General features: G+C 35.9%; 21 protein-coding genes. 9 read left to right on the plus strand and 12 right to left on the minus strand.

Annotation, left to right across the window (positions count from 1 at the left end; translation table 11 throughout):
• Window positions 1-60: 60 nt before the first annotated feature.
• The 12 genes from C237_RS0103025 to C237_RS0103080 form a co-directional block, all read right to left on the minus strand.
• Window positions 61-1,029, minus strand: a complete 969-nt coding sequence (locus C237_RS0103025) for a glycosyltransferase family 9 protein (RefSeq protein ID WP_018675018.1) — start codon at window positions 1,027-1,029, stop codon at window positions 61-63.
• Window positions 1,029-1,448: a SufE family protein gene (locus tag C237_RS0103030; protein WP_018675019.1), complete on the minus strand. Its 420-nt coding sequence runs from the start codon at window positions 1,446-1,448 to the stop codon at window positions 1,029-1,031. Before C237_RS0103030 ends, C237_RS0103025 begins: the two co-directional genes overlap by 1 nt.
• A gap of 87 nt (window positions 1,449-1,535) precedes the next feature.
• Window positions 1,536-2,669: a cytochrome-c peroxidase gene (locus C237_RS0103035; RefSeq protein ID WP_018675020.1), complete on the minus strand. Its 1,134-nt coding sequence runs from the start codon at window positions 2,667-2,669 to the stop codon at window positions 1,536-1,538.
• 4 nt (window positions 2,670-2,673) lie between these two features.
• Complete coding sequence (locus C237_RS0103040; protein WP_156809709.1) at window positions 2,674-4,176, minus strand: DUF6850 family outer membrane beta-barrel protein; 1,503 nt, start codon at window positions 4,174-4,176, stop codon at window positions 2,674-2,676.
• Between the two features lie 9 nt (window positions 4,177-4,185).
• Complete coding sequence (locus C237_RS0103045) at window positions 4,186-5,406, minus strand: DUF4876 domain-containing protein (protein WP_018675022.1); 1,221 nt, start codon at window positions 5,404-5,406, stop codon at window positions 4,186-4,188.
• A 6-nt stretch (window positions 5,407-5,412) separates the two neighbouring features.
• Window positions 5,413-6,723 (minus strand): T9SS type A sorting domain-containing protein, encoded by a 1,311-nt coding sequence (locus C237_RS0103050; RefSeq protein WP_026315459.1) that lies wholly within the window; start codon window positions 6,721-6,723, stop codon window positions 5,413-5,415.
• Window positions 6,724-6,736: 13 nt separating this feature from the next.
• On the minus strand, window positions 6,737-9,529 hold the full coding sequence (locus tag C237_RS0103055; protein WP_245539692.1) for a TonB-dependent receptor plug domain-containing protein: 2,793 nt from the start codon (window positions 9,527-9,529) through the stop codon (window positions 6,737-6,739).
• An 80-nt stretch (window positions 9,530-9,609) separates the two neighbouring features.
• On the minus strand, window positions 9,610-10,212 hold the full coding sequence (locus C237_RS0103060) for a hypothetical protein (RefSeq protein ID WP_018675025.1): 603 nt from the start codon (window positions 10,210-10,212) through the stop codon (window positions 9,610-9,612).
• A complete protein-coding gene (locus C237_RS0103065) occupies window positions 10,199-10,864 on the minus strand; it encodes a hypothetical protein (protein WP_018675026.1) in 666 nt (221 codons plus the stop codon). The genes C237_RS0103060 and C237_RS0103065 overlap by 14 nt, the downstream gene beginning before the upstream one ends.
• Window positions 10,865-10,885: 21 nt before the next feature.
• A complete protein-coding gene (locus C237_RS0103070) occupies window positions 10,886-12,418 on the minus strand; it encodes a protein adenylyltransferase SelO (protein ID WP_018675027.1) in 1,533 nt (510 codons plus the stop codon).
• A gap of 10 nt (window positions 12,419-12,428) precedes the next feature.
• Entirely contained in the window at window positions 12,429-14,873 is a 2,445-nt protein-coding gene (locus C237_RS0103075; protein ID WP_018675028.1) for a bifunctional UDP-N-acetylmuramoyl-tripeptide:D-alanyl-D-alanine ligase/alanine racemase, read from the minus strand.
• A 4-nt stretch (window positions 14,874-14,877) separates the two neighbouring features.
• Window positions 14,878-15,465 (minus strand): thymidine kinase, encoded by a 588-nt coding sequence (locus C237_RS0103080; protein WP_018675029.1) that lies wholly within the window; start codon window positions 15,463-15,465, stop codon window positions 14,878-14,880.
• 64 nt (window positions 15,466-15,529) lie between these two features.
• Between C237_RS0103080 and C237_RS13865 the strand changes: the two genes are divergently transcribed.
• From C237_RS13865 to sufD, 9 genes are all read left to right on the plus strand, one after another.
• On the plus strand, window positions 15,530-16,363 hold the full coding sequence (locus C237_RS13865) for a hypothetical protein (RefSeq protein ID WP_018675030.1): 834 nt from the start codon (window positions 15,530-15,532) through the stop codon (window positions 16,361-16,363).
• Window positions 16,364-16,365: 2 nt separating this feature from the next.
• On the plus strand, window positions 16,366-16,719 hold the full coding sequence (locus tag C237_RS0103090) for a hypothetical protein (RefSeq protein WP_018675031.1): 354 nt from the start codon (window positions 16,366-16,368) through the stop codon (window positions 16,717-16,719).
• Window positions 16,720-16,824: 105 nt separating this feature from the next.
• Window positions 16,825-19,026, plus strand: a complete 2,202-nt coding sequence (locus tag C237_RS0103095) for a glutamine synthetase III family protein (RefSeq protein WP_018675032.1) — start codon at window positions 16,825-16,827, stop codon at window positions 19,024-19,026.
• A gap of 185 nt (window positions 19,027-19,211) precedes the next feature.
• Window positions 19,212-19,898: a C40 family peptidase gene (locus C237_RS0103100; protein WP_018675033.1), complete on the plus strand. Its 687-nt coding sequence runs from the start codon at window positions 19,212-19,214 to the stop codon at window positions 19,896-19,898.
• Between the two features lie 85 nt (window positions 19,899-19,983).
• Entirely contained in the window at window positions 19,984-20,403 is a 420-nt protein-coding gene (locus tag C237_RS0103105) for a hypothetical protein (RefSeq protein ID WP_018675034.1), read from the plus strand.
• Window positions 20,404-20,628: 225 nt separating this feature from the next.
• Complete coding sequence (locus C237_RS12795) at window positions 20,629-21,492, plus strand: phosphatase PAP2 family protein (protein WP_018675035.1); 864 nt, start codon at window positions 20,629-20,631, stop codon at window positions 21,490-21,492.
• Window positions 21,485-22,615 (plus strand): hypothetical protein, encoded by a 1,131-nt coding sequence (locus C237_RS0103115; RefSeq protein WP_018675036.1) that lies wholly within the window; start codon window positions 21,485-21,487, stop codon window positions 22,613-22,615. The genes C237_RS12795 and C237_RS0103115 overlap by 8 nt, the downstream gene beginning before the upstream one ends.
• Window positions 22,616-22,792: 177 nt before the next feature.
• Window positions 22,793-23,536 carry a Fe-S cluster assembly ATPase SufC gene (gene sufC, locus C237_RS0103120; protein WP_018675037.1) on the plus strand — a complete coding sequence of 248 codons (744 nt, stop codon included), beginning with the start codon at window positions 22,793-22,795 and terminating at the stop codon, window positions 23,534-23,536.
• Between the two features lie 51 nt (window positions 23,537-23,587).
• Window positions 23,588-24,868 carry a Fe-S cluster assembly protein SufD gene (gene sufD / locus C237_RS0103125; RefSeq protein ID WP_018675038.1) on the plus strand — a complete coding sequence of 427 codons (1,281 nt, stop codon included), beginning with the start codon at window positions 23,588-23,590 and terminating at the stop codon, window positions 24,866-24,868.
• Window positions 24,869-24,893 lie beyond the last annotated feature (25 nt).

Below are 24,893 nucleotides of genomic sequence, written 5' to 3' on the forward strand. Positions count from 1 at the left end.
TACCCTTATCGAACACAAGGCAAAGTCTTAAATGATATTAGAAATATGAGAAACCCAAAGTTACCCCATTATTTTCTGAAGGATTTCATGCGTATTAATTTCATGTAAGCATGCCCAATCTCCACGATAGCAAGGCTTATCCCCAAAGACCGAACATGGGCGGCAAGTAAGGTCTCGCACTTGAACCACATCTTCCCAACTTTGTCCATAGCCCAAAAATCCAGCATACGGATGTGTAGCGCCCCACACTGAAATGCAGCGCGTCCCCACAAGACTCGCCAAGTGCATATTGGCAGAATCCATAGAAATCATCACTTTTAAGTGTTTAATGCGTTCTAATTCTTCTTTAAGCGACAATTTTCCTGCTAAACTCTCGGTATTCGGAATTTCTGCTTCCCATTGGTTTAAAATTTCTACTTCCCTTTTGCCGCCGCCAAAAAAATAGATTTTATGGGTTTTGGCTAAGGCTTTTGCTACCTCAAAAGAGGCTTCCAAAGGAAGCATTTTACCTTCGTGCTGGGCAAAGGGTGCGATGCCAATCCCTGATTTTTCAACCTCAAATTGTGGATACTGATGTGATAGGTGCAACTCCAACCCCATACTTCTAAAGACATCGGCATAGCGTTCGGTGGTGTATTTAAGCTGATGTTTCTGAAGGTTCCAAATATCGGTAAGGTGTTTTTTTTCCTCTTTACCTTTATCTAGTTTATAAACGGGGATTTGTTTAAATTTAAAAAAGTAGTTGAGAATTTTAGAACGGATTACATCGTGCAAATCTGCTACGGCATCTATCTTATAAGTGGTGGTGAGCTCTTTGTATAATTTTTTAAGACCTGAAAACCCATCGTAGGCTTTGATGTCTATCCCATGAAAGGTTAAGCGTTCTATCCCCTCAAATAAATCTGCAAAATTCTTCCTTGATACCATCACGAGGGTAGTTTCTTTATTTTGTTCTAAAAACGCTTTGATTACGGGAACCGTCATCGCAATATCCCCAAAAGCCGAAAAACGATAGGCTAAAATTTGCATTAGATTTGGGTTTGGAATGCTAGGGCGTAGAGTTTTATTTGCTTAGTCATTGCCATAAGTCCGTTGGCTCTGGAAGGGGATAGAAACTCCTTCAATCCGATTTGGGATATAAACTCGAAATCCGAATCTATAATTTCTTGGGGACTATGGTTGTTATAAATAGACAGCAACATGGCAACAATCCCTTTTGGCAAAATCCCATCAGAGTCCGCAAATAGATGAACTTTGCCCTCTTCCAGCTTGGCGTCTATCCAAACCTGAGACTGGCAGCCTTTAATGAGGTTATCCTCTGTTTTCTGTGCTGCATCCATGGGCTCAAGTCCTTTTCCTAAGTCGATAAGGTATTCGTATTTTTGTTCCCAATCTTCTAGAAATTCAAATTCCTCTATCAGTTCTTGTTGCAATTCTTTTATCGTCATGATGGTCTTTCCCTTTATTTTGCCGCAAAGATAAGAAGAATTTTAGTTATGCTTAGACGGTATGTGGTAGGCTATTTTTGCTAAAACTTATTTCACTGGGAATTGAGGACGGCTCATTTTGTATTTGGTATTGCTGATGGCTTTTAGGAAAGCCTCTAAAGCCTCTGCTTCGCCTACGGTAAGGTCAAGCGGTTGTAACAGCAGGTCTGTAGACGGAAATAGGGAGTCTTTTAGTTTTTCCTTCGCTGTAGGGTTCATCATTTGCATGCCACTATTGTACATACTGATAACCCCCTGCATATCATCAAAAAAGCCATTGTGCATCCATGGTGCTGTAATCATCACATCTCTAAGTGAAGGCGTTCTAAATTTACCCACATCTTCTTTCTTCTTGGTAATGTTGTAGCGTCCCAAGTCTTCGTATTCTCTTTTGTAGTAAGTTAAACCTATATTATGGAATTGCTCGTCGGTAAAGTATTTTCCAGAGTGGCAATTCATACATCGTGCTTTGGTTCTGAAAATATGCATGCCATAAATTTCCTCATCGGTTAAAGCTTTATAGTTACCCTCTAAAAACTCATCAAATCGGGAAGGGTTACTTTTAATGGTCTTTTGGAAAGAAGCTAGAGCTTTTAGCACTCTCTCATAAGTGACCTTTTTATCTCCAAAGGCATTAGCAAACAGAACTTGGTAACCTTTAATCCGTTTTAATTTTTTCACCATTGTTTTAGGTGTGGTATTCATTTCGTGTAAGGCAGTGATGGGTCCATTGGCTTGTTCTTCCAAACTAGAGGCTCTGCCATCCCAAAAAAACGATTTCCGTTCGCCTACATTGAATAAAGATAATGAATTACGATTTCCCAGCAAATGGTCGTTTCCAAGTGCGTGTTCTCTACCGTCTGACCAACCCATTTCTGGATCGTGGCAACTACTACACGAAATCTGATTGGAACCCGATAGTTTTGGATCAAAGAACAACATTTTCCCTAAAATATTGATGGGATTTTCCATATCCTTAGCATAAGCATCGTTATAGGCAATGGGTTGAAACTCCTGCCACACGACCCCACTATCAATATTTGGTTTGGGCCAATCCTTTATCGGCTGGCTGTATAATTTTCGGTATTCTTCAATAGGAATACCCTCCTGCTCAAAATTAAGCTGGTTTGTAAATGCATAAAGCACAAATAGCAAACACGCAATGGGGATTAATTTCTTCATTGTATTAAAACATAAAACCTACCACAAATTGATACCCTAAATTATTCTGATTGGTAAAATGCTGCCATACGGCATCCGAACTTATAAATGCATACCCAATATTCGATAGTTTAAAACTGTACTTAGCATCTAATTGAAAAAGTAAAAAGTCTGATTTTAAAAACTCTGCATTATGATGCATCATATCTTCTATCCCTTGAACGGGATACGCATAACCAAAATGATTGGTAAAGCTCATTACTTCAGACCATACAAACTGGGCATTTAATTGCAACAAACTTTGGCTAAATTTCAAAGGCAAATAACCTTTAACCCCTGAATTTAAACGCGTATAAGATTGTTTAACTACATTGGAGCGATAAGTTTCCTCTTGAAAATTGACCTCAGCAAATGGCGCTACTGACCAACGGATATTACCTTGCTTACTTTCTAAATTAGTTGAAAAATTGAGGCTTTGATATCGGTAATGATACCGCTGTGCGGCTCCCAAATTCGTATAATTCGTTGAAGTCTGATTATAGAAAATACCTTCGTATCCTTTGCGGTTTTGATAATTCCCTACCAACATAAAGGTTGTATTAAGTGAATTACCCAAAAGTCCGTAGTAAAGCTTTGCAGAAACACAATGATCATCAGTACTAGAAGCTACCAAATCCTGAAAAGAAGTCATAATTTTATCTAGTTTAAAATTTTTATAGCCAATGCTAGCCATTAGTCCATTAGTATTTTTATTAATTAAATCTAATGAGCTGCCATAACCATAGCCATCATAAAACGAAGACAATTTATTTCCTATAAATAGATTGTTATAAGTTCCTAATCCAGTCATATGGTAAATTGATGTTGAGCCTAAATTATTATAAAACTGAATATCATTAGACTGACTGTATTTTCTTGCAAACCCACTAAGCCCCATACTGTAATCTCGCCACTCCTTAGCTACTCCTATGCTAAGTTTAAAATCAGAAACCACATTTTTCGGTCTAGGATCTATATTCCGATACTCATTAGATGCACTATAAGCAGCTTCTACACCCAACTGAATAGAATTAAATCTTCGATTATATCCACCTAAAATATCATATAGTTCCTTATCCAAATTTCCACCAACATCATCAGCGGATACATATGGAAATATTGTATTATAATCAGAACTTTCGTTCCACACCACTTGTTTTCTTTTTAAAGAAGTGTAGCTAGCCTTACCCCAAACGATATGGTTATCATTTAGCTTCATATAAGATTGGGTTTGAATATTTAACCCTTGGCTTCCTTGGTCTTGCTGTACAAGGTAAACTTCTTTGTTTTGAGCCTGCCAACCTAAACTTAATTCAGATATAGCAGTATAATGTTTTAGATATTGTTGTGCAGGGTTATCTATTACATTATTATATAATTGCTGATGAGCTGAGGCACCTTCGTATAGCGTATCTAAAACAGCCTTTATTTCTTGTGCTGAAATCATATTAAAAGCTAGTAAAAACAGTAAAATGGAACGAAAGTTCATGATTATCTATTAATTTTTATCATACGATGGTTTAGATTCTGGTATAAAATCTACCGTGGAATTATTAGTATCCATTAATACTTTTTTTCCAGACTGGTTAAAACCTAGTGTTTTTCTGATCACGCTTTTACCATATCTCGTTTTATCCGAATTTTTAGTTCCACAATAAGTCCATCCCCTATCTATGGAAGGAGCGGTAACCAACCACTGAAACTCTGAAGCCACGCTTAAGTTTACGGCATCTTTAATCCATTCATTAGGTATAGAGTAAGCATCACCCGACATAGGATAAGTTACACCATTCCAAACAAAATCGTATTTATAATGGTATTTATAATCCTTTAGATATTGCTCTACCGTCATACCTTGTGGCAATCTAGAAATAGTATAAGCTGTAAAGCCACGATTGTGCATGACCATTCTCGAAAATACATTAATGGTATTAGGAACATTAGGGTTATCTATATCTGCCATACCTTCTTTATAGAATTCAAAATCTGCTGTTCTTAAATCATAAGATTTAGGGTTAAACTCTTTATGGTCAATCGCTGTATCAGCCACTAAGATATATTCCCCCGGTTTTACAGGATACTGTGTTCCATTTCCAGGAATCATAATAATTGCCGTTACGGCATGGGCTTTATCCATAATATTAGGTGTATAAACTTGCTTATCCGTAGTTAAAAACTCAGATTGGCTAATCATTAACCCATCCGCATAGAGGATTTTATCTGTATTATTATAAATTTTAAAATACTTATCGTCATTATATTGCTTACCTTCTGGCGTAAGAGTTCCTGTGAAAAAGACTTCTTCTATTACAAAATCTGTTTGTGTTGGACTTATAAATAAATCTAAATCCAAAGTTTTTGTATTACTTGTGATAGGGTAACTATCTTTGTAGCCGCTCACTTTTGACACCACAGTATTTCCGTTTAGGATAACTTCTGCTTCCCCAGTAGCACTAATTTCATAAGACCCTGTATCTAAAGTTAAATTAAAAGTATTAGTATCATTTAATTCTTTAGAAAAAGTCTTTCCCGTGTTTAATTCCTTAAAATTAATAGTTAAGGTTTTATACTTAATAGTAGCAGTCGTTGTTTCCTGCTTTATGGCGGCTGTCACCTTGACTTCAGTTGTAGTTTGCTCTACAACGCCCTCATCACGAGAGCAGTTGTAGAGCAATAGCAACATTAAAATCAGATAGCTATTTTTAATTAATAGTTTCATTTGTTATTATTTTAAAATGATTTTAAATGTTTTTTGTATTTGACCTTCTGCTAATCTTAACACATAAATACCTGCTGGCAATTTCGACAGTTTAAGTCTTTTGTTGAAAAATGACTGACTTTCATTAAATTGCTCTGTATAAACTTGCTGTCCTGACATATTATATAAAACTAAATTGAAAGTTCTATGTGCATTATTTTTATAATCGAATACTAAGTCAATAGTTTTATTGATGGTTGGATTTGTTGCCAAATACACTTTATTTTCATTTGTTGTGGCTCCAATTTGATCAACCCCTAAGCCGTTATCAGATAGTTTTTTATTTTTAAAAGTAGTTTTATGACCATTAAACATATCCTTTAATGCTAAAAACTCTAAACGATATACTCCGCTATTATTCTTGATAAAGAAATATCTGTCTTGGGTAATTTGAATATCCTCATCATAATTATTTGCATGCAATTTATTCCATTGGTCTCCAATAGTATTTGCTTCTGATTTATAACGACTATCCGCCACGTCATCAACTCCTTCAGACTCTGTAACTTTAGCCACTTTGATATTTGGATTTTGTAAAACTCCAAAATAGTTGTCAAACCCATCATAGCCACCAGGACCTTTACTAGTATTTGGAATTACCTTATAAGCTTGTAGCCAGATATCCCAATGTTGATTAGGTTCTACTGTAACTGTTTGTTGATTAGCTATACTATAATAAGTGTACATTTCAGAACCAGAAGTGTACGGAATATCTATTGTATTAACAGCTCCCCAAGCACTTCCATCATATTTTGCATAAGACACATTATACCCTGAATTATCTTTATAGTTGATTTTTATTTTATAATACTCCCCACGAGGGCTATTCAAAATAATCACTTTATTACCTTGGATGGTTCCATCCGCTTGCCTAGTTCCCCATCCATAATCCATAGCATCGCTAGCATTAGCATTTTGCTGAAACGCACCGCCTTCTCCCCACTGTTCCAAAATATTAATATACTGAGTCATGGAACCATCATAGATATTAGGTTCGTTAGTATAATTGTTAATATCGCTTTCCTCATGGTTAGGATAATAAAGCGTTACACCTCCCGTGTTATTCACACGGATATCTACTTTATTAGAATCTTTAGTGTAAAATGCAACATCCCAACTAAAATTTTCTACAAGCGTAGCATTGTTATTTTCAAAATTATAGAATCCAGATTTTCTATAGTCTCCATCTTCATTTCCAAAATCCAACGTTTTGGTGTACTCTTGGGCGCTCCATGGCATAGATAACGCCATACATGAAAGGGTAAAGATTTTTTTCATAATTTAATAATATTTAAAAGTTAAAATTCATTTCTATCCCAAAATAAGGATCAACTAACCCTCTTCTATTAATTGATTTACCATCCACTTCATAAGGTTTATAATAACTGAATAGTCTATTAACAAACATAGCGACATGGTAATTTTTATAAATAATTTTTGATACTTTGATATTAGTATGCATGGACATAGGTATCTCTTTTTTTCTAAAAAGAATGTCGTTGTATTCGTAATTTAGCCATTGCAATAGATAATCCGACTTATCCTTTTCTAAGTAGGGGTAGCGTTGCCCGTCAGGGTTGATATAAGCGATTGGTGTTCCATTTAACCTTAGATTTTGATTTACCTTCCACCATAAAAATTGTAATGATGCCGAAATTTCTAAATCTAAACTCGGTAAATAGGTATCTAAAATAAAATTAGTATTCAACTGCTCCGCTCTATAACCTTCTGCATTTTCATAAAGTCCAAGCGTATAAAATTCCTGACCACGAGCATCATAAATTGTTTTTTTAGGACGACGGTATAGGGCTATACTATTTCTATAAATCGTATTAAACCAAGAACCATTAACGGTAAATCTTGTGTTAATACTCTTAAATCGCTTGGTCATTAGTTGAAACTCTATCCCTCTTTTCCATGTTTCACTACCATTAGAAGTAACGCCATAAGTGGATAGTACACTCATATTCTTATATGGTAGAGTATTAATATCTGGTGGGCTTGTAATATGGTTATGATCAATACCGCTGGTATCATATTTTTTATAATCCATTACTCTATACAAAGAAGTAGAACGAAATCCCGTATCCATATTTTCATCAAAATAAGTTACAGAAAGTTGGTTTTTACCATAAGACAAATCCATACGAACCTCATTCTTTCGATTGATAGCCGGTTGTAAATCGTAGTTGGTAGGATTGATGATATGTGTTCTAAGGTTAATCCTTCTATACAATGGATTATCATGAAAATAATTGAGCTGTACAAAATCTATATACAGTGGCTCTGGATGCAATGAATTAAGCACAGGAAACTTCGTTTGCAATCCATGACCATATACTATACTCGCTATTAATTTCTTATGACCGATGGTAACTGCTGGTAGCATCCATTTAAAATTAAATCTAGGGTCTAAATAATACTTACCCGACATTTGATATCGTGCATCTAAGCCCACCAACGATGTCGCTCTTGTACCCGACGAAAATGAAAAACGATGGTTACCCACAGGAATTTCCGATCTATTTTCCACAAAATACGCTAAAGTTTGATACGCAGGAATCGAGCGATAAGTTCTTTGCCTAGTATCAATATCAGGTGAAGGTGGTTCTAGTGGATTAAAAACTTGTCCTTCTCCATTATTTTTAGAGTAACTCCACTCTGAGCCTACTTTTAAATCATTTTTAATCGCATCAAAACCCCAATCAAAATCTGCGGTTAGTTTAGTATAAATATCCAGCGGTTTTCCATCAACTTCTAGATAAGAGGTATAATTGGGCTTTAGAAACACACCATCTGACACGCCTTCTTTCATTGTATTGGGAACAGCCGTAGGGCGACTGACTTGTACAAATCGGGTTTGTTCAATTTTATCATAACCTTGAGATACTGATTGATCAAAGTTAATTTTCTTTAAAAATTTAGATTGTGAAAAATTCCACTCCAGTCGGTTAGATAAGATGATACTTTTAGTAGATGATTTATAATGGTCTATACTCTGGAAATCATTATCTGGATCTACCCTTTCGTCATCTATAGATTGTCCATAATCCAACATAGCATTCCAAACCAAATTAGATTGATTAAATTGCCATTCTTTTTCAGTTCTTATTGAAGCCGTCAATCGTTTATAGTTTTCAAAATCATTTCTAGGATCGGATTTGGCATCTAAATAATCTATTCCCACATTCATTTTCCAGCCTTTATCAAAGCCGAAGCCTTTACCCAGCGCAAATAACTTACTAAAACCATCGGCTTTAAAACGCGCCTCGTATTTGGTATGTCCTTTTTTTCTTATGATTTTCACTAGACCACTAGTCAAATCTCCATACTCCACTGAGGGTACACCTCTTACAATTTCCACACGCTCTATTTGATCCGTAGAAATTGCCCGCATATCTACACCTTTATTTATGGTATTTCTTCGTTTAGCGGCATAGCCTTTAGGATTGTTGCCTATCAGCATCTCGTGTCCCGTAATATATTGCATATTAGCATTTACATTTTTTCTAATCCCATCTACCACAAACAAAGTTCCTAGTGAAGAGGTGTCATAATTCTCATTACTCGTTCCTACTTCTCTTAAACGAATTTGATTTGTGGCATTAAACACAGGATCTTTCGCTCTTCCACCTGGCAAAAGCTCTAAAATATCTGTAAAACTAGACGGTTGCAAATGCTGTATGGCTCGCTTATCTATTACGGAAGTACTTGCCAACGAAGGTGATTCTTTAGCAGTAATAACCACTTGTTCTATATCGGTTACCAAGGGTGTAAGATAAAATACCTTAGATTGGTGATTATAATGACGGAATACTTTGGTATAATCTTTATAGTTGGGTTGGGTAGTTTTAATCTGATAAATCCCTTGTGGTAAATGCTCTAACTTAAGCTGTCCTTTATTACTGGTTGTATAGATAAAAGGCGTTTTATTGTTAGTATTTGTCAGTTGAATTTGGGCATACCCTGAGTACTCTACTCCTCGACTTGATTTTAACTGAATATCTAAACTAAAGTCTTGAGAGTAAACTACTGAATAAAAACACACTAGAATACAAAGTAAAAGTTTTCTTTTGCACATCATATAATATGCAAAACTATAGAAATTATTTATAATTAGAAAAAATAAAAATTATGACAATTCTCAGGTGTGCAGTCAATTACTTATTTTAAAACGATATTATATTCTTTTTTACAAAAATTTAAAAAATGCTCCAAATACTCCTTTGCTTTGTATTCAGTTTCAAAATTTTCTAACAAGTAATGTTTTGAAATCATCAATTTATTAGAGTCTTCATTTATATATAATTCTTTATCAAATATGAAGTCAAAATTATTCCATCTATTACTCCACTGACTAACCTCCCATATATTTTTACCTACTAAAAAAATAAGTTGACTCTTAGAATCTTCTACTGATTTAAAAGAATTCGTATCAAGCTTATCCACTGTATTATAATCGAAATAGCCAGAATCGGTCATGAGAAAAATAGCAAAGTGAATTTTATCCCCTTCAATTTCTTTATAACCAAAGTTGAACTCATAGAAATATAGGTTTAGCCAATCCCATGAAACATTCTCAAGTTTGCCTCCTCCATTATTAGGAGCTGCATTACTAAATTTTGGATACCCACCATTATACTTAAAGCCATAATATCTACCAATATAATTAATCAAATCTAATACACTTTTTTGGTAATTATATAATAACCTATAGGCTTTTCTAACTTGAACAAGAATCTCTTTTATATTTTTATCGTTTTGCATAACTAAACATATGATCTAATTTCTGTTGGGTTATATCTGTAAATTCCAAATCACAGAGCCATTCATTTTTGAAAAAATTATGTAACTCAAAGCCCTTGATAAGGTCATCAAGAATTCTTTTATATGAATTTGTAAAAGAATAATCTAAATTATCTAATTGCTTCCTTTCAAATATAATTTGATCTAATAATTTAGACCAATTTGTTTTATAGAGTTTGATTGTTTTATTTTTGATTTCTAAGTCTGATTCTTTATTTAAATTATGTAAACCACCTAATTGTATAAAATATAAATCTTTTTTATCACCTTCAAACTCATTAAAATAAGCCTTAATTTCATTTTCTATTTGCCAAAGGTTTTGTTGTTTCTCATTTCCTCTTTTCACTTCAATAATCATATCAAATGCTTCAAAACGAATAAATAAATCAGGTTCTACGAAATTTTTGTTATTTGTATATTCTGCTTTCCATTTAGCCCAATAACTCATTTCTAAAATTTTACCCGATTCAGGTAAATTTTGATGAAATAAAGAATTTTTTAAAATTCTCACAAAAATCTCATCTGGTAAATATTTTAATAAATCAAAAACAGTGGAAGTAAAACTATCTTCACAACTCCGAAATTCACCTTTATATAAAAAATAATTAATCATTCCAATTTATTTATAACTTTATTACGAACTACACGACAACATAGAACATCCTGCTACACCATCGTATTTTGAAGGTCTTTTGGTTGCCCATTGGGGGTATTTGTTGGTATATGGTTCTTTTATCGCATCTAGCAACTGATTAAACATTTGATTGTCGCCTTCGTTTAGAGCTTCTATACATTCGTAGAGCAGGTAGTTTCTAAGGATAAATTTTGGGTTATTCTTTTGCATTAATGCCAAGCGCTCATCGTCACTAAAGGTGTTTTTCTCTAATCTTGTTTTATAAGTCAATAGCCATTGGTTTAACGCTTCATAGTCTTCCGCAGTTAAAGATTTATAAGAAATATCAGACCATTCTATAGGTTGGTGTAAGTGTTCCAATGCATTAAAAAATAGAGTGTAATCTAACTCATATACCATCATGAGTTGTTGCCATTGTGTAAAAAACTCCACATCATCTTCTATAAATCTATCCAACCCAAACTTTTGACAAAGCATTGCATCAAAAGCGTTCCAAAATTCTTGAGCAAAATCCTCTAAAGTATCTTCAATAAATTGGGATTCCTTAATTAATGGAAATAACGCATTCCCCAGTTGCCATAAGTTCCATTGAGCAATCTCGGCTTGTTTTCCAAAAGCGTAGCGTCTGCCTGGCAAATCGGTGGTATTGGGGGTGAAGTTTAAGTCGTAAGCATCAAGCATGGAAAACGGACCATAATCTATGGTTAAGCCTAAAATACTCATGTTATCTGTATTCATCACACCATGGGTAAAGCCCACACGATACCACCCCACAATCATCTCAACAGTTTTCTGAGTAATTTGTTTAAATAATTGATGATAAGGTTGAGGCTCATCTACTTCAATCTCTGGAAAATAATGTGTTATAGTATCATCTGCTAATTGTTTTAGCGTATCAATTTCTTCTTGAGCAGTAAGTAATTGAAAATGTCCAAACCTCAAAAAAGTTGGGGCGGTTCGCATCACTACGGCGCCTTTTTCTGGCTTAGCATTACCATTATACAAAATATCTCGCACTACGGACTCGCCCGTTTCACATAATGACAAGGCTCTGGTGGTAGGAATACCCAAATGATGTATTGCTTCACTCATTAAATATTCCCTTACAGAAGACCTTAGCACGGCACGCCCATCAGCAAATCTGGAATAAGGCGTTGCCCCAGCCCCTTTCCATTGTAGTTCCGTAAGTTGTCTTCTATCATTAATGATTGTGCCTGCAAAAATAGCCCGACCATCGCCTAACTGCCCTGCCCAATTGCCAAACTGATGTCCTGCATAAGCGGTAGCATAAGATTTTATATTTTGAGGTAAATTTTGAGCCGCTAAAAAAGCTTTATCCTGAGCCGTTTCTAATTTTCCTAACCCTATCTCCTGACTTAAGTGTTCATTAAATGCAATAACTTTATACCCCTCAAACTCCACAGGGATTGTAGTGGCAAAGAGCATTTTAGGCGTTTGCCTTTGCATAGGGTCATTAGAGAAGTCGCCTGGAAATTTTTGGATATAGGGTTGTTGGATTTGGTTGAGGTTCATGTTGTAAATTTTAATCTTTAATATAAATCCGCTTAACGCGTCGGGAAATAGAAGTTAGGACTTCATACGGAATAGTTTGGCAAGCATGGGCAAAATCTTCAATAGAAGGTTGTTCATAAAAAATAATCACTTCGTCGCCTTCTTTGGCTGGAATGTTTTCTAAATTTACCATCATCATATCCATACATACACTACCTACTATTGGGCACAATGTTCCATTAATATTAACTTTTCCTACACCATTGCCTACCAATCTCGGCACTCCATCAGCATAGCCAACGGGAATTGTTGCAATACGCGTCGGTTGTAGAGCCTTAAAGCGTCTACCATAGCTCACACTATCATCGGCTTCAATTTCTGAAATTTGAGAAATCACCGATTTAAACGCAATAGCGGGTTGAAGCAAGGATTTAATCTTAGGATTGCTAGACACTCCGACCATACCAATGCCAATACGCACCATATCCATTTGGTAATCTGTATAATTAGTGATGCCTGCTGAATTTAAAATATGTCGCATAGGGGTATAGCCTAATCCTTCAATCAACTGATGAGATAATTGCTCAAAAGTTTGGCATTGCATCAAAGTATAGTCTTGCTCCTCAGGCATATCCGAACTAGACAAATGACTAAAAACACTGATGACTTTAAGTTTCATTTGACTTAAACGCTCGATGAGTTGAGGGATTTCATGAGGTTTAAAGCCTAGCCGATGCATTCCCGTTTCCAGTTTAATATGGATGGGATAATATCCTTCATAACCTTTAGATTTCACTTGTTCATAAAACAATTCCAGCACTCTAAAACTATAAATATTAGGCTCTAAATGGTAGTCGATAATGGTGTTATAACTGTGTTGTTCTGGGTTCATAACTACAATGGGTAGCGTGATGCCGTGTTTGCGAAGTTCTACCCCTTCATCTGCTACTGCAACGCCCAAATAATCCAAATGATGATGTTGAAGAAACTCTGCAATTTCGTAGCCTCCTAAGCCATACGAATGTGCTTTTACCATCGCCATCATTTTAGTTTCAGGCTTTAGTAGATTTTTATGAATGGTAATATTATGCAGAATATTATTGAGATTAACTTCTAAAACGGTGTCGTGTTTCTGAAGTTCCAAATAGGCTTTTATCTTTTCAATTTCAAACTTCCTTGCCCCTTTTAATAAAATTAATTGATGTTCGATTTGATTAAAAAAAGGACTTTTAAATAAGCCATCAATATCTTGGAAACTAAAAACTTCGGTTTCAAATTCATTTTGATATTGGGTGATTTCATTACCGATTAAAAAAACCTTATTAAATTGCTGTTCGTTAGTAAGGGTTACCACTTCTTTATAAAGTTGCTCCGCATTGGCTTTTTCTACAAAATCAGTAATAATTAAGGACTTTAAAGGCTTGTTATAAGTTTTTATAAACTCGAAAGCCATTCTTAGCGAATCTAAATCTAAGTTGTACGAATCGTTAATAATCAAATTATCACGAATCCCATTTACACTTTCCAAACGCATCTCAATACTCTTTAAGGCATTGATTTTTTCAATGATTTGCGCATCGGGATACCCTAAAAAATCTAGTACTGCTATAACGGCTAAGGCATTGATTAGCGTTACACTATCTCTTTGCTGGGCGGGCAGTTCAAATGTTCTGCCTCCACATTTAATCGAAAGGGGCAACGCTCTATTTTGGAAATCCGAAACGATACTTACCTCATTGCCTTGATTTAAGCCATAGGAAATCAGTTGTCTATCAGGATAAATCGAGGTGATGTAGTCTTTTACCAAAGGATTGTCCCCATTATAGATAATCGTTGGGGTATGTTTAAAAAGTTGTAATTTTTCTTTAATTAAGGTTTTTTCATCCTCAAAATTAGATAAATGAGCTGAGCCAACATGCGTCAACAATCCTATTTTCGGCGAAAAAATTTGTTCAAGCACCGCCATTTCTTTAGGTTGAGAAATTCCCACTTCAAAAATACCTAGTGCATCACCTTGGTCAATTTTTAGCAAGGACAATGGTAGTCCCAGTTGAGAATTAAAACTTTTAGGGCTTTTTACCGTTCGGTAGTCGTCGGCAAGGCATTGGTATAGCCATTCCTTAACCGTTGTTTTGCCATTGCTTCCCGTGATGCCAATTGTAGTGATAGGGTGTTGTTTCAAATGAAATTGGGCTAAGGTATGCAGAAAGGCATGGGCATTTTCAACAATCAGCCAAGACACCCCTTCGGCATCATGTGTTTTATGTTCGGAAATTATAGTTTTTATCCCCTTTTCTATTGCCCGTTCGATATATTTTTCGCCATTGTTTTTATGGGTTTTTATAGCGATAAACGCGGTATGCTGTACCGAATAAATCGTTCGCGTATCAAAAGCGATATGCCGAATAGTATGGCTACCCGTTCCAATAAGCGTTGCATTGGTTATATCAGCAATTTGTTGAAGGGTATACTGCATGGCTTTAGGATTTGGATTTTAAAAATTCATCAACAAACACTCGGCGACTTACCGCTTCATAGCTTTCGGTTTCGCCAAGCTCCACCAGATGATCACTTTCGGAAATACGCATAGAATAGTTAGCAAGATTTCCCGTACGACGGCAAATGGCGTGTACTTTAGTTACATATTCAGCCGTTGCCATCAAATTAGGCATAGGTCCAAATGGGCGCCCCCTAAAATCCATATCCAAACCTGCAATCACCACCCGAACACCATTATTGGCTAAGGTATTGGCAATTTCAACAATGCTTTCATCAAAAAACTGGGCTTCGTCTATGCCCACCACATCGCAATTAGCACCTAGAAGCAAAATCTCATCTGGTGTTTCGACCGCGGTACTTCTAATTTTGTTTCGATTGTGGGAAACTACATCCTCTTCGGAATAGCGGGTATCGAGTTTAGGTTTAAAAATTTCCACATTGAGCCCTGCCATTTCCGCTCTACGAAGTCGGCGTATCAATTCTTCGGTTTTTCCAGAAAACATAGAGCCGCAGATGACTTCCATCCAGCCACTTTGTTTCGCGTGATTTATTGTATTTTCTAAAAACATTTTATATTTTAGCAAAAAAATAAGAACCCCAAAATTAAGCAAAATAAATCAGAATTTATCCATCATGAATACTTTATCCCAAATTGAAAATAAAATTTTAGACGATTGTCAATCACTCTTCAAAGACTTGGATACAGTTCAAAGTATCGACGATTTAATTTCAAAAAAGCAAATCCTTTTATCCTTGTACGAAAAAATTAGTTTTGTAGAATCTCTTAGGTCTCAGCAGGACATATTATTCCCTAAATATGAAGATACAACAGCCCGTGAACCTATTGCTGAGGAACACAACGAGCCTATTGAAAACAAAAGTATAGATGAGCCTTTGGAAGAGGAAACCAAGCCTTTACCAGAAACAGAAATCGTCTTAACCGAAACCAAAGAAGAAATTGAGTTTGAATTTATCACCGATGATACCCCAATTAAAGAAGAACCCTTCGTTGAAAATACCAACCCAATAAACGAAGTGGAAGAACCTCAACCTTCAACCATATCGCCTAAAGAAGACTCACCCCAAACACCTACTGAAACTCCACAGCAAGCCGAAGCCCGAAAAATAAAACTCGCTCAAATAAAAAATATCAAAACCCAAAGTCTTTTTGATGAGGAACTACTCGCCGAAACAGAACAAACCAATCCCGAACCGCCTAAAAACACGCCAAAACCAACCCCAACCACCGATTTTAAATTAGACCTAAACGACCGATTGGCATTTACAAAAATGTTGTTTGGTGGTAGCCAAGTAGAACTCAATGACACCATTAATCGCCTGAACACCTTTGACGATTTGGATGCTGCTCGCGAATACCTCAGCGATGTTTACTACGAAAGAAATTGGGATAAGGTAGATGAATACGCCCAAAGGCTATGGACTTTAGTGGAAAGTAAATTTATATAACCATGAGGAGCACAGAACGAGAACTTTGGGACAAGGTAGAAGCATTTTTTATAGAACACTTTCAAGCCGAAACCCATCCGCCCATTGAAACTATGCTATTCCTTATTGGGGTACAAGAACTAGGCGGTGGCAAACAAAACTACACTAAAGACGACAAACTCAACTTGCTACACATTGCTGTTTGTAGGTTGCTAGAACCTTTTGGCTATTATAAATTTGAGCGTTATGACGACGATGGCTGGCCACACTACCAAGAATTAGAACCCTTACCAGAATTAAAACCTAATGAACAATCTCTGTTAATGAAAAAAGCCATTATTCAATACTTTATTGATGAAGCCTTAATAGAGTCTTAATTGATATTTTTTACAACTTCAACATAGTTACCCTTAATTTTTTAAGGGTATTTTTATTTTATATTGTTAATTTTTGTAAATTAGCCCCATAAAATACACCCTATTATGTCACTATTAAGATTTAAAGCTTTGTCTGCATTACCTTTTATGAATTTTAGAAAGGATAATGCCGTAGAAATCCCTAAAAAACTTTCCGAACTCTTTTGCGAAAATGTATTTTCGGAACAAACGATGAGAGCCTACCTAACTAAGGAAGCCTTCAGTTCCATTATGGATGCGGTAAAAAAAGGGTCTAAAATCCAACGCCATATTGCCGACCAAGTGGCAGTAGCCATGAAGGATTGGGCATTATCTAAAGGCGCTACCCATTATACGCACTGGTTTCAACCTTTAACGGGGTCTACCGCCGAAAAACACGATTCTTTTTTCTCGCCTATTGAAGGTGATAGAGCAATAGAACGCTTTAATGGAGGAATGCTCATACAGCAAGAGCCAGACGCCTCATCTTTCCCCAACGGAGGTATTAGAAATACTTTTGAAGCAAGAGGATACACCGCTTGGGACCCTACTTCACCGGCCTTTATTGTAGGCACTACGCTATGTATCCCTTCGATATTTATTTCTTATACTGGGGAAACCTTAGACTACAAAACCCCTTTACTAAAGGCACTCTATGCCGTAGATGAAGCCGCTACGAGTATCTGCAAAGCCTATTTTGATAAAAATGTAACTAAAGTTAGTGCTACCCTCGGTTGGGAACAGGAATATTTCTTAATTGATAGTGCCTTATACCAATCTCGCCCCGATTTAATTTTCACAGGGCGTACCCTTTTAGGACATTCCTCCGCGAAAGGACAGCAATTGGATGACCACTATTTCGGTTCTATTCCTACCAGAGTGATGAACTTTATGAAGGAACTGGAAGTAGAATGTATGAAACTGGGGATTCCTGCTACCACAAGGCATAATGAAGTGGCGCCCAACCAGTTTGAATTGGCTCCTATGTTTGAGGAAACCAATGTGGCGGTAGACCATAATTCATTGTTGATGGACATCATGGCAAGGGTAGCACACAAGCACCATTTCCATATTTTATTCCACGAAAAACCTTTTGCAGGCGTTAATGGTAGTGGTAAGCACAACAATTGGTCTCTAGCAACAGATACAGGAGAAAACTTATTAAGCCCAGGTAAAAACCCTAAAAAGAATTTACAGTTCTTAACCTTCTTTATTAATACCCTTAAGGCGGTACACGATTATTCCGATTTGCTGAGAGCCAGTATTGCTTCATCTAGTAACGACCATAGATTAGGTGCCAATGAAGCTCCACCCGCTATCATTTCTGCCTTTATAGGCTCGCAGTTATTTTCTGTATTAGAGGAATTAGAAAAAGTAACTGATGGCAAACTTTCCCCTGAGGAAAAAACCGATTTAAAACTGAATGTGGTTGGGAAAATCCCTGAAATCCTTTTAGATAATACCGATAGAAACCGTACTTCGCCATTTGCCTTTACAGGGAATAAATTTGAACTTAGAGCGGTAGGCTCTTCTGCCAATTGTGGTGAACCTATGACGGCTCTTAATGCTATGGTGGCTAAACAATTAAAACTATTTAAAGAAGAAGTAGACACATTAATTCAAAAGAAAAAACTTAAAAAAGATGAGGCAATTTTTAATGTACTGAGAGAGTATATAAAAGATTGTAAACGCATTATCTTTGAAGGAGATGGCTATTCAGACAACTGGGCTAAAGAAGCTAAAAAACGTGGACTTAATAATTTGAAGACCACACCAGAAGCTCTTAAGAAGGAATTAGACCAAAAATTCATTGATTTGTTTGAGGAATTGGGCATCTATAACCACAGAGAATTTGAGGCTCGAAATGAAATAAAATTAGAAAAGTATTGTGCCAATATAGATATAGAAGCCAAAGTCCTTTCTGATATTGCCCGAAACCATATTGTTCCTGCAGCATTGAAATATCAAAATCGATTGATTGATAATGTAAAAGGGCTAAAAGAAATTTTTGGAGATGAGGAGTTTAAAGCCTTAGGTAAGGAACAAATGGAACTCATCAAAGATATTTCTAAAAATGTCTCACAAATTAAAGTAGGGGTAGACGAACTTTTAGAAGCAAAATCTAAAGCACGAACCATTAAAAATCATCAAAAACAAGCGGAATTCTATTGTAAAGAAGTAAAACCTAAGTTTGATAAAATCCGTGAAGCCTCTGATACACTGGAAATGATGGTAGACGATGAGCTTTGGCCAATGACAAAATATAGAGAATTACTCTTCACAAAGTAAGATGTTAAAAACTCTTAAAAAAATAATCGCATCAACGCACTAAATAAAGCATTGATGCGATTATTTGTTTTAACAAACGGTCTAAATATGTTAAATTTTGTTAAAAATGATTATTCAACTTAGTATAAAGATAAATGGATAGCCTACATAATGTATTTTTGCTATCGTCATTAAAGAAAACAAAGATGAAAAATAAGATATTAATCTACATCGTTGCCACAATTACAACATTTTCTCTACAATCGTGTGTCAGTAATTATGTCGTATCCGCTACTCCATCATCTACTCAATTCCAGAGCAAACCTAATGCCAATCTTCCAAAAATAAGTAAAGCGAGTCTAAACTCTGCTAAACAATCCATCTACTCAGAAGCAGTTGAGTATGATAAAAATTTTGAAGCAGCAAAATTAGCCCTAGCGGAAGTAAACAAACTGGAAACCAAAGCAACAATTGAAAAAACAGTAAAACTAAACCAAACTATTGATAATATTTTAGAACATGCTAACTCTTATCTAGGTACTCCGTACCGCTATGGAGGTATGAGCAGAAGTGGTATCGACTGTTCTGCATTTGTATTGTCTGTATTTAATGAAGCTACAGGACTAAACTTACCACGAGTAGCGGCAGCACAAGCCCATGAAGGCGAACAAATCAGTCGCAGTGAGTTGCAAAAAGGCGACCTTTTATTTTTCTCTAACAGAAGTAGAATCTCTCATGTAGGGATTGTATACGATATCACGGAAGATGGCGATATCCTTTTTATACATGCAGCTACATCCAAAGGAGTATCTATTACCTCTCTAAATAAGTCCTCTTACTGGTCGCCAAGATTTAGATTTGCTAAAAGAATTATTACTGACGAGAATATATAACTAACTCATAATTAGAAATATATAAAACACTCCTTCATTTTGGAGTGTTTTTTGCTTTAATACAAGAAATCTAAAACAACAACAAATGAAAAAGACCATTATATTATTAGCATTAGGAAGTGCTTTAGTAGCGTGTAAAAGTAACAATACCGAAAGCCAATCTACAGAGCCTACTACCACAGAATCTGTAGCCAAAGAAAAAACAATTCATATCAGATTAGCGAATAAAAGTGCTTATAACTTTACGGACATTCAAGTATCCAACCCTACCGATAAGGTGTCTTATCGTAACTTAAACGCTGGAGCCACTTCGGATTATAAAGATTTTGAAACCGCCTATAGCTACGCTTCGGTAACTTTAAAAATTGATGGCAAGACTTATACCTTCCAACCGATTGATTATGTTAGTGAAACGCCATTAAAAGATGGTAACTACACTTATGAAATTAATGTAGAAGACCTTAATAATACCATGCTTGACCTTAAATTGGTAGAAGATAAGTAAATCTTAAATCCTTTTAAGGGAAATTTTAACCGCTCTGAAACCACGATTGTTTTAGAGCGTTTTTGTTTTAAATTAGCCCAAAATAGATTCTTTAATAGGCATTAAAAAATACTAATAGAACTTCCCCACAACCAACCTGAAAATATTTATTTTCGCATCCCCACGCACATATTACATTATTGTAAATCATCGTATATTTGTCGGCTTTTTATATAAGAACCGACAATGAAATTTACTAAAAACATCCCAATATACTGGTGGTTATTAGCAATCTATATGCTTTTGACGCTGGTATTGGCATTAGTTTTTGGTTCTCAAAATTTTGATTTTATCAGCATCTTAACCAATAGAGGAATTTTTGTAGGACTGTTTATTTCCCTTTTTTTTCTAAAAAAATATTTGAATAAAACCCACTTCGATTTTGCAAGCATTCTTATTTGTTATGCCTTTCTCGCCTCTGTTTACAAAGAAACGGCATTGCTCAACACCCTAATTTTCGAGAAAAAAGACGCATTATTGATGCAAATCGATCAACAGATGTTTGGCTATCAACCCTCATTGGTCTTTTCTCAAAAATTCAATCAAAAATGGTTCAGTGAGAGTATGTTTGCAGGCTATCTTTCCTATTATCTAATGCCCATTGCTGTATTGCTTGCGTTGTATAGAAATACGCTTTTGCCCGTTTTTTCTACCATTTTGATTGCCTCATTTAATGTCTATTATATATTGTTTATCCTTTTTCCTGCCGCAGGTCCACAGTTTTATTTCGAATATCCAGATAACTATATACAAGCACAAGGCGTTTTCGGCAAATTGATACAATTCATTCAATCGCAGGGAGAAGCACCCACCGCAGCATTTCCGAGTTCGCACATTGGTATCACCACCATTATACTCTTGTGGCTTTGGCATTATCAGCGTCCGTTATGGAAATATTTTCTTCCATTTGCCATACTATTATTTTTTGCAACCGTTTATATCAAAGCACATTACGCTATAGATGCCTTAACGGGTGTGGTATCTGGAATCCTCATTTACCATCTGATGCCCATCCGTTGGCTAATCTCTAAAATTAAAAATCATGAGTGAAATTACGATCAAAGAAGTTACCTCTCGTTCAGAGTGGAAGACTTTTATATATTTACCAGAAAAAATTCATCAAAACCATCCCAATTGGTTACATCCTCTGTATATAGATGAAGAGAAATTCTTTGATAAGAAAAAGAATCCCGCATTTAGTCACAACGATACGGTATTGTTCTTGGCTTATCAAAACAATCAGGCTGTCGGACGAATTATGGGAATCATTCCACATGAGTACAATCATAAGGAAAACACCCAAGTGGCAAGATTCTCTTATATGGAATGCTACGAAGACCAAAAAGTTTTCGATGCACTAATCCAAGCGGTAGAAGAATGGGCAAAGTCCAAAAAATGCACCCAACTTATCGGTCCGATGGGATTTTCAGATAAAGAACCACAAGGTTTCGTCACGCGTGGATTTGATGAACCCACCATGTTGGTAACCAATTGCACCTTTGCTTATATGAAAGCCTTTATAGAGCAAAGAGATTACCAACCATTTGTCGAACTCTATGAATACGAAGTCCTTATCGACGAGCAAGTGATTCATCGCTATGAGCGTTTTACAAAGCGAGTAGAAAGAAATTCCGACATCAAGGTGGTCGAATTCACGCGTACCAAAGATGTAAAACCCTATGTCAGCACCGTGTTTGACCTTATCAACGAGAGTTATCAAAACATCTACGGATTTACACAAGTGACCGAAGAAGAAAAACAGGAATTTGCCAACAGATTTCTACCCTTGCTCAATCCCCAACTCATCAAAATCATCACTAATTCAGAGGGCAAAGCCTTGGCATTTGTCGTTGCTATGGCAGATATGAGTCAAGGGATTCGCAAAGCCAAAGGGCGATTGTTTCCATTCGGTTGGTACCATATCTGGAGAGCCGCCAAAAAATCGAAGCGTTTGGTTTTACTCTTAGGCGGTGTCCATCCCGAGCGACAAAACAAAGGCTATGATGCCATTCTCGCCACCCGACTCTTCAAATCTGCCCTCAAATTAGGTTTCAAAACCATGGACAGCCATCTGATTATGAAAGACAACACCAAAATGCGGGCAGAAATCGAGCGATTAGAAGGCTATCGCCTCTACAAAGAATATACGATTTACAAGAAGGAAATAGTGTAGACTTACGAATTATGCACAATTATAGATAACATTGAGTATATCGTAAGTATAGGCATATACTTATTGATATTATCCTTTACAAGGATAGTTTATATAAATCATAAGAATCAACAAAATTCACTATCTTTGCAGAATTATTAAGATTATAAAAGACAAGAATAAATATAACTAAGAGCAATGTTAAAAATAAATAATTTACACGCTAAGATTGAAGAGGGTGCAGAAATTCTGAAAGGAATTAATCTTGAAATAAAACCGGGTGAAGTTCACGCTATTATGGGACCCAATGGGGCAGGAAAATCTACCCTTTCTTCGGTAATTGCTGGTAAAGAAGACTACGAAATTACAGAAGGTGAAATCCTTTTCGAAGGGGAAGACATCGTAGAAGATGCACCTGAAGAAAGAGCCCACAAAGGAATTTTCCTTTCGTTTCAATATCCTGTGGAAATCCCAGGTGTATCGGTAACTAACTTCATCAAAGCAGCCATCAACGAAACAAGAAAAGCCAATGGCTTAGAGGATATGCCAGCAAAAGAAATGTTACAATTGATTCGCGAAAAGTCAGAATTGTTGAACATTAAAAAAGATTTCCTAGCGCGTTCTCTAAACGAAGGCTTCTCTGGTGGAGAAAAAAAGAGAAACGAAATTTTCCAAATGATGATGCTCAACCCTAAGTTAGCCATCTTAGACGAAACCGATTCTGGATTGGATATCGATGCCCTTAGAATTGTATCCGAAGGGGTTAATAAGTTTAAAAACGAAGGCAATGCCGTGCTATTAATTACACACTACCAAAGATTATTAAACTATATTCAACCCGATTTTGTACATGTACTCGCCGATGGTAAAATCATCAAAACAGGAGATAAATCCTTAGCCTTAGAATTGGAAGAAAAAGGCTACGACTGGCTATTAGGTTAATCACCAATAGAATCAAAGGGTTTATCATCAAACTAAAATATATTATTGACAATGTCATTACACAATCAATTAGAACAATACCAATCTTCACTTTCTGGAACTCAGCAAAAAGCACTAGCGCAATTTTTAGCCTTAGGGTTTCCTACTAAAAAAGACGAAGAATACAAATATACCAACCTAAAAGAGGTTACCGAAAAAGACTATCAATTCTCGGCTTCGGAAGCCCATACGCTAACCCAAGAGCAGTTTGAAGCATTGCACTTAGGCGAAGAGGATTTTGATTTCTTAGTTTTCATCAATGGAAAATTGCAACCCGCATTTTCAAAAATTTCAATTGATGAAGTGGAGTGTCTTTCATTAAAACACGCGTTATCAAACGATAAGTATCAATCTGTGATTGAAGGGCATCTAAACAAAATTGCCACTAAAGACAATCCCTTTTGTTTATTAAACGAGGCGATGCATAGCGATGGTTTTTTCCTACATGTCCCAAAAAACAAAGTGATAGAAAAGCCAATTCACCTATTTTATATTTCTCAAAATCAGAATGATAATACATTTTATAATACGAGGAATCTATTAGTAGTAGAAGAAGGCGCTCAGGTAGAAGTCATTGAAAGTCACCATAATTTAGATGAGCATTTTGTGTTTACCAATGCGGTAACGGAAATTTTTGTTGCCTCTAACGCTAAAGCCGATTGGCATAAATTGCAAAACGATTCAGACACTTCTTATATGGTAGATTATTCGTTTGCAAAGCAAGAACGCGATAGCTTAGCGACGGTTAATACTTTTTCTTTTGGCGGAAAATTGGTGCGTAACAATTTAGATTTCATTCAAGAAGGGGAAAATATCAATTCCTTTATGAATGGTATTACCATTATCGGTAAAGAACAATTGGTAGACCACCATACTGCGGTACATCATAACAAGCCCAATTGTGAAAGTTACCAAAACTACAAAGGGATTTATAAGGATAAAGCCCATGGTGTATTCAACGGTAAAGTCTTTGTAGATAAGATTGCCCAAAAAACCAACGCCTACCAGCAGAACAACAATATTTTATTAAGTGAAGGTGCATCAGTAGACTCAAAACCACAATTAGAAATTTTTGCAGATGATGTAAAATGCTCTCACGGCTGTACTGTAGGGCAACTCAATGAAGAAGCCTTATTCTACCTAAGAGCAAGAGGAATTTCTAAAAAAGAAGCACAAGCCTTATTGCTTTACGCTTTTGCCAACGATGCGATGCAAAACATCGATATCGACCCATTGCGAGAGAAAGTTTCAAAATTACTCGCAGAAAAGTTGGAAGTAAATATGGAATTTTAAATATAATACCGCCCTACTTTTTTAG

This window comes from Riemerella columbina DSM 16469, assembly GCF_000374405.1.
GTDB classification, from domain to species: domain Bacteria; phylum Bacteroidota; class Bacteroidia; order Flavobacteriales; family Weeksellaceae; genus Riemerella; species Riemerella columbina.

Coding starts and splice junctions, on each gene's coding strand:
- C237_RS0103090 (WP_018675031.1), top strand. CDS start 16,366: ATGAGGAGCACAGAACGAGAACTTTGGGACAAGGTAGAAGCATTTTTT.
- C237_RS0103025 (WP_018675018.1), bottom strand. CDS start 1,029: ATGCAAATTTTAGCCTATCGTTTTTCGGCTTTTGGGGATATTGCGATG.
- C237_RS0103030 (WP_018675019.1), bottom strand. CDS start 1,448: ATGACGATAAAAGAATTGCAACAAGAACTGATAGAGGAATTTGAATTT.
- C237_RS0103055 (WP_245539692.1), bottom strand. CDS start 9,529: ATGATGTGCAAAAGAAAACTTTTACTTTGTATTCTAGTGTGTTTTTAT.
- C237_RS0103045 (WP_018675022.1), bottom strand. CDS start 5,406: ATGAAACTATTAATTAAAAATAGCTATCTGATTTTAATGTTGCTATTG.
- C237_RS0103095 (WP_018675032.1), top strand. CDS start 16,825: ATGTCACTATTAAGATTTAAAGCTTTGTCTGCATTACCTTTTATGAAT.
- C237_RS0103060 (WP_018675025.1), bottom strand. CDS start 10,212: ATGCAAAACGATAAAAATATAAAAGAGATTCTTGTTCAAGTTAGAAAA.
- C237_RS12795 (WP_018675035.1), top strand. CDS start 20,629: ATGAAATTTACTAAAAACATCCCAATATACTGGTGGTTATTAGCAATC.
- C237_RS0103040 (WP_156809709.1), bottom strand. CDS start 4,176: ATGAACTTTCGTTCCATTTTACTGTTTTTACTAGCTTTTAATATGATT.
- C237_RS0103065 (WP_018675026.1), bottom strand. CDS start 10,864: ATGATTAATTATTTTTTATATAAAGGTGAATTTCGGAGTTGTGAAGAT.
- sufD (WP_018675038.1), top strand. CDS start 23,588: ATGTCATTACACAATCAATTAGAACAATACCAATCTTCACTTTCTGGA.
- C237_RS0103050 (WP_026315459.1), bottom strand. CDS start 6,723: ATGAAAAAAATCTTTACCCTTTCATGTATGGCGTTATCTATGCCATGG.
- C237_RS0103035 (WP_018675020.1), bottom strand. CDS start 2,669: ATGAAGAAATTAATCCCCATTGCGTGTTTGCTATTTGTGCTTTATGCA.
- C237_RS0103075 (WP_018675028.1), bottom strand. CDS start 14,873: ATGCAGTATACCCTTCAACAAATTGCTGATATAACCAATGCAACGCTT.
- C237_RS0103080 (WP_018675029.1), bottom strand. CDS start 15,465: ATGTTTTTAGAAAATACAATAAATCACGCGAAACAAAGTGGCTGGATG.
- sufC (WP_018675037.1), top strand. CDS start 22,793: ATGTTAAAAATAAATAATTTACACGCTAAGATTGAAGAGGGTGCAGAA.
- C237_RS0103100 (WP_018675033.1), top strand. CDS start 19,212: ATGAAAAATAAGATATTAATCTACATCGTTGCCACAATTACAACATTT.
- C237_RS0103105 (WP_018675034.1), top strand. CDS start 19,984: ATGAAAAAGACCATTATATTATTAGCATTAGGAAGTGCTTTAGTAGCG.
- C237_RS13865 (WP_018675030.1), top strand. CDS start 15,530: ATGAATACTTTATCCCAAATTGAAAATAAAATTTTAGACGATTGTCAA.
- C237_RS0103070 (WP_018675027.1), bottom strand. CDS start 12,418: ATGAACCTCAACCAAATCCAACAACCCTATATCCAAAAATTTCCAGGC.
- C237_RS0103115 (WP_018675036.1), top strand. CDS start 21,485: ATGAGTGAAATTACGATCAAAGAAGTTACCTCTCGTTCAGAGTGGAAG.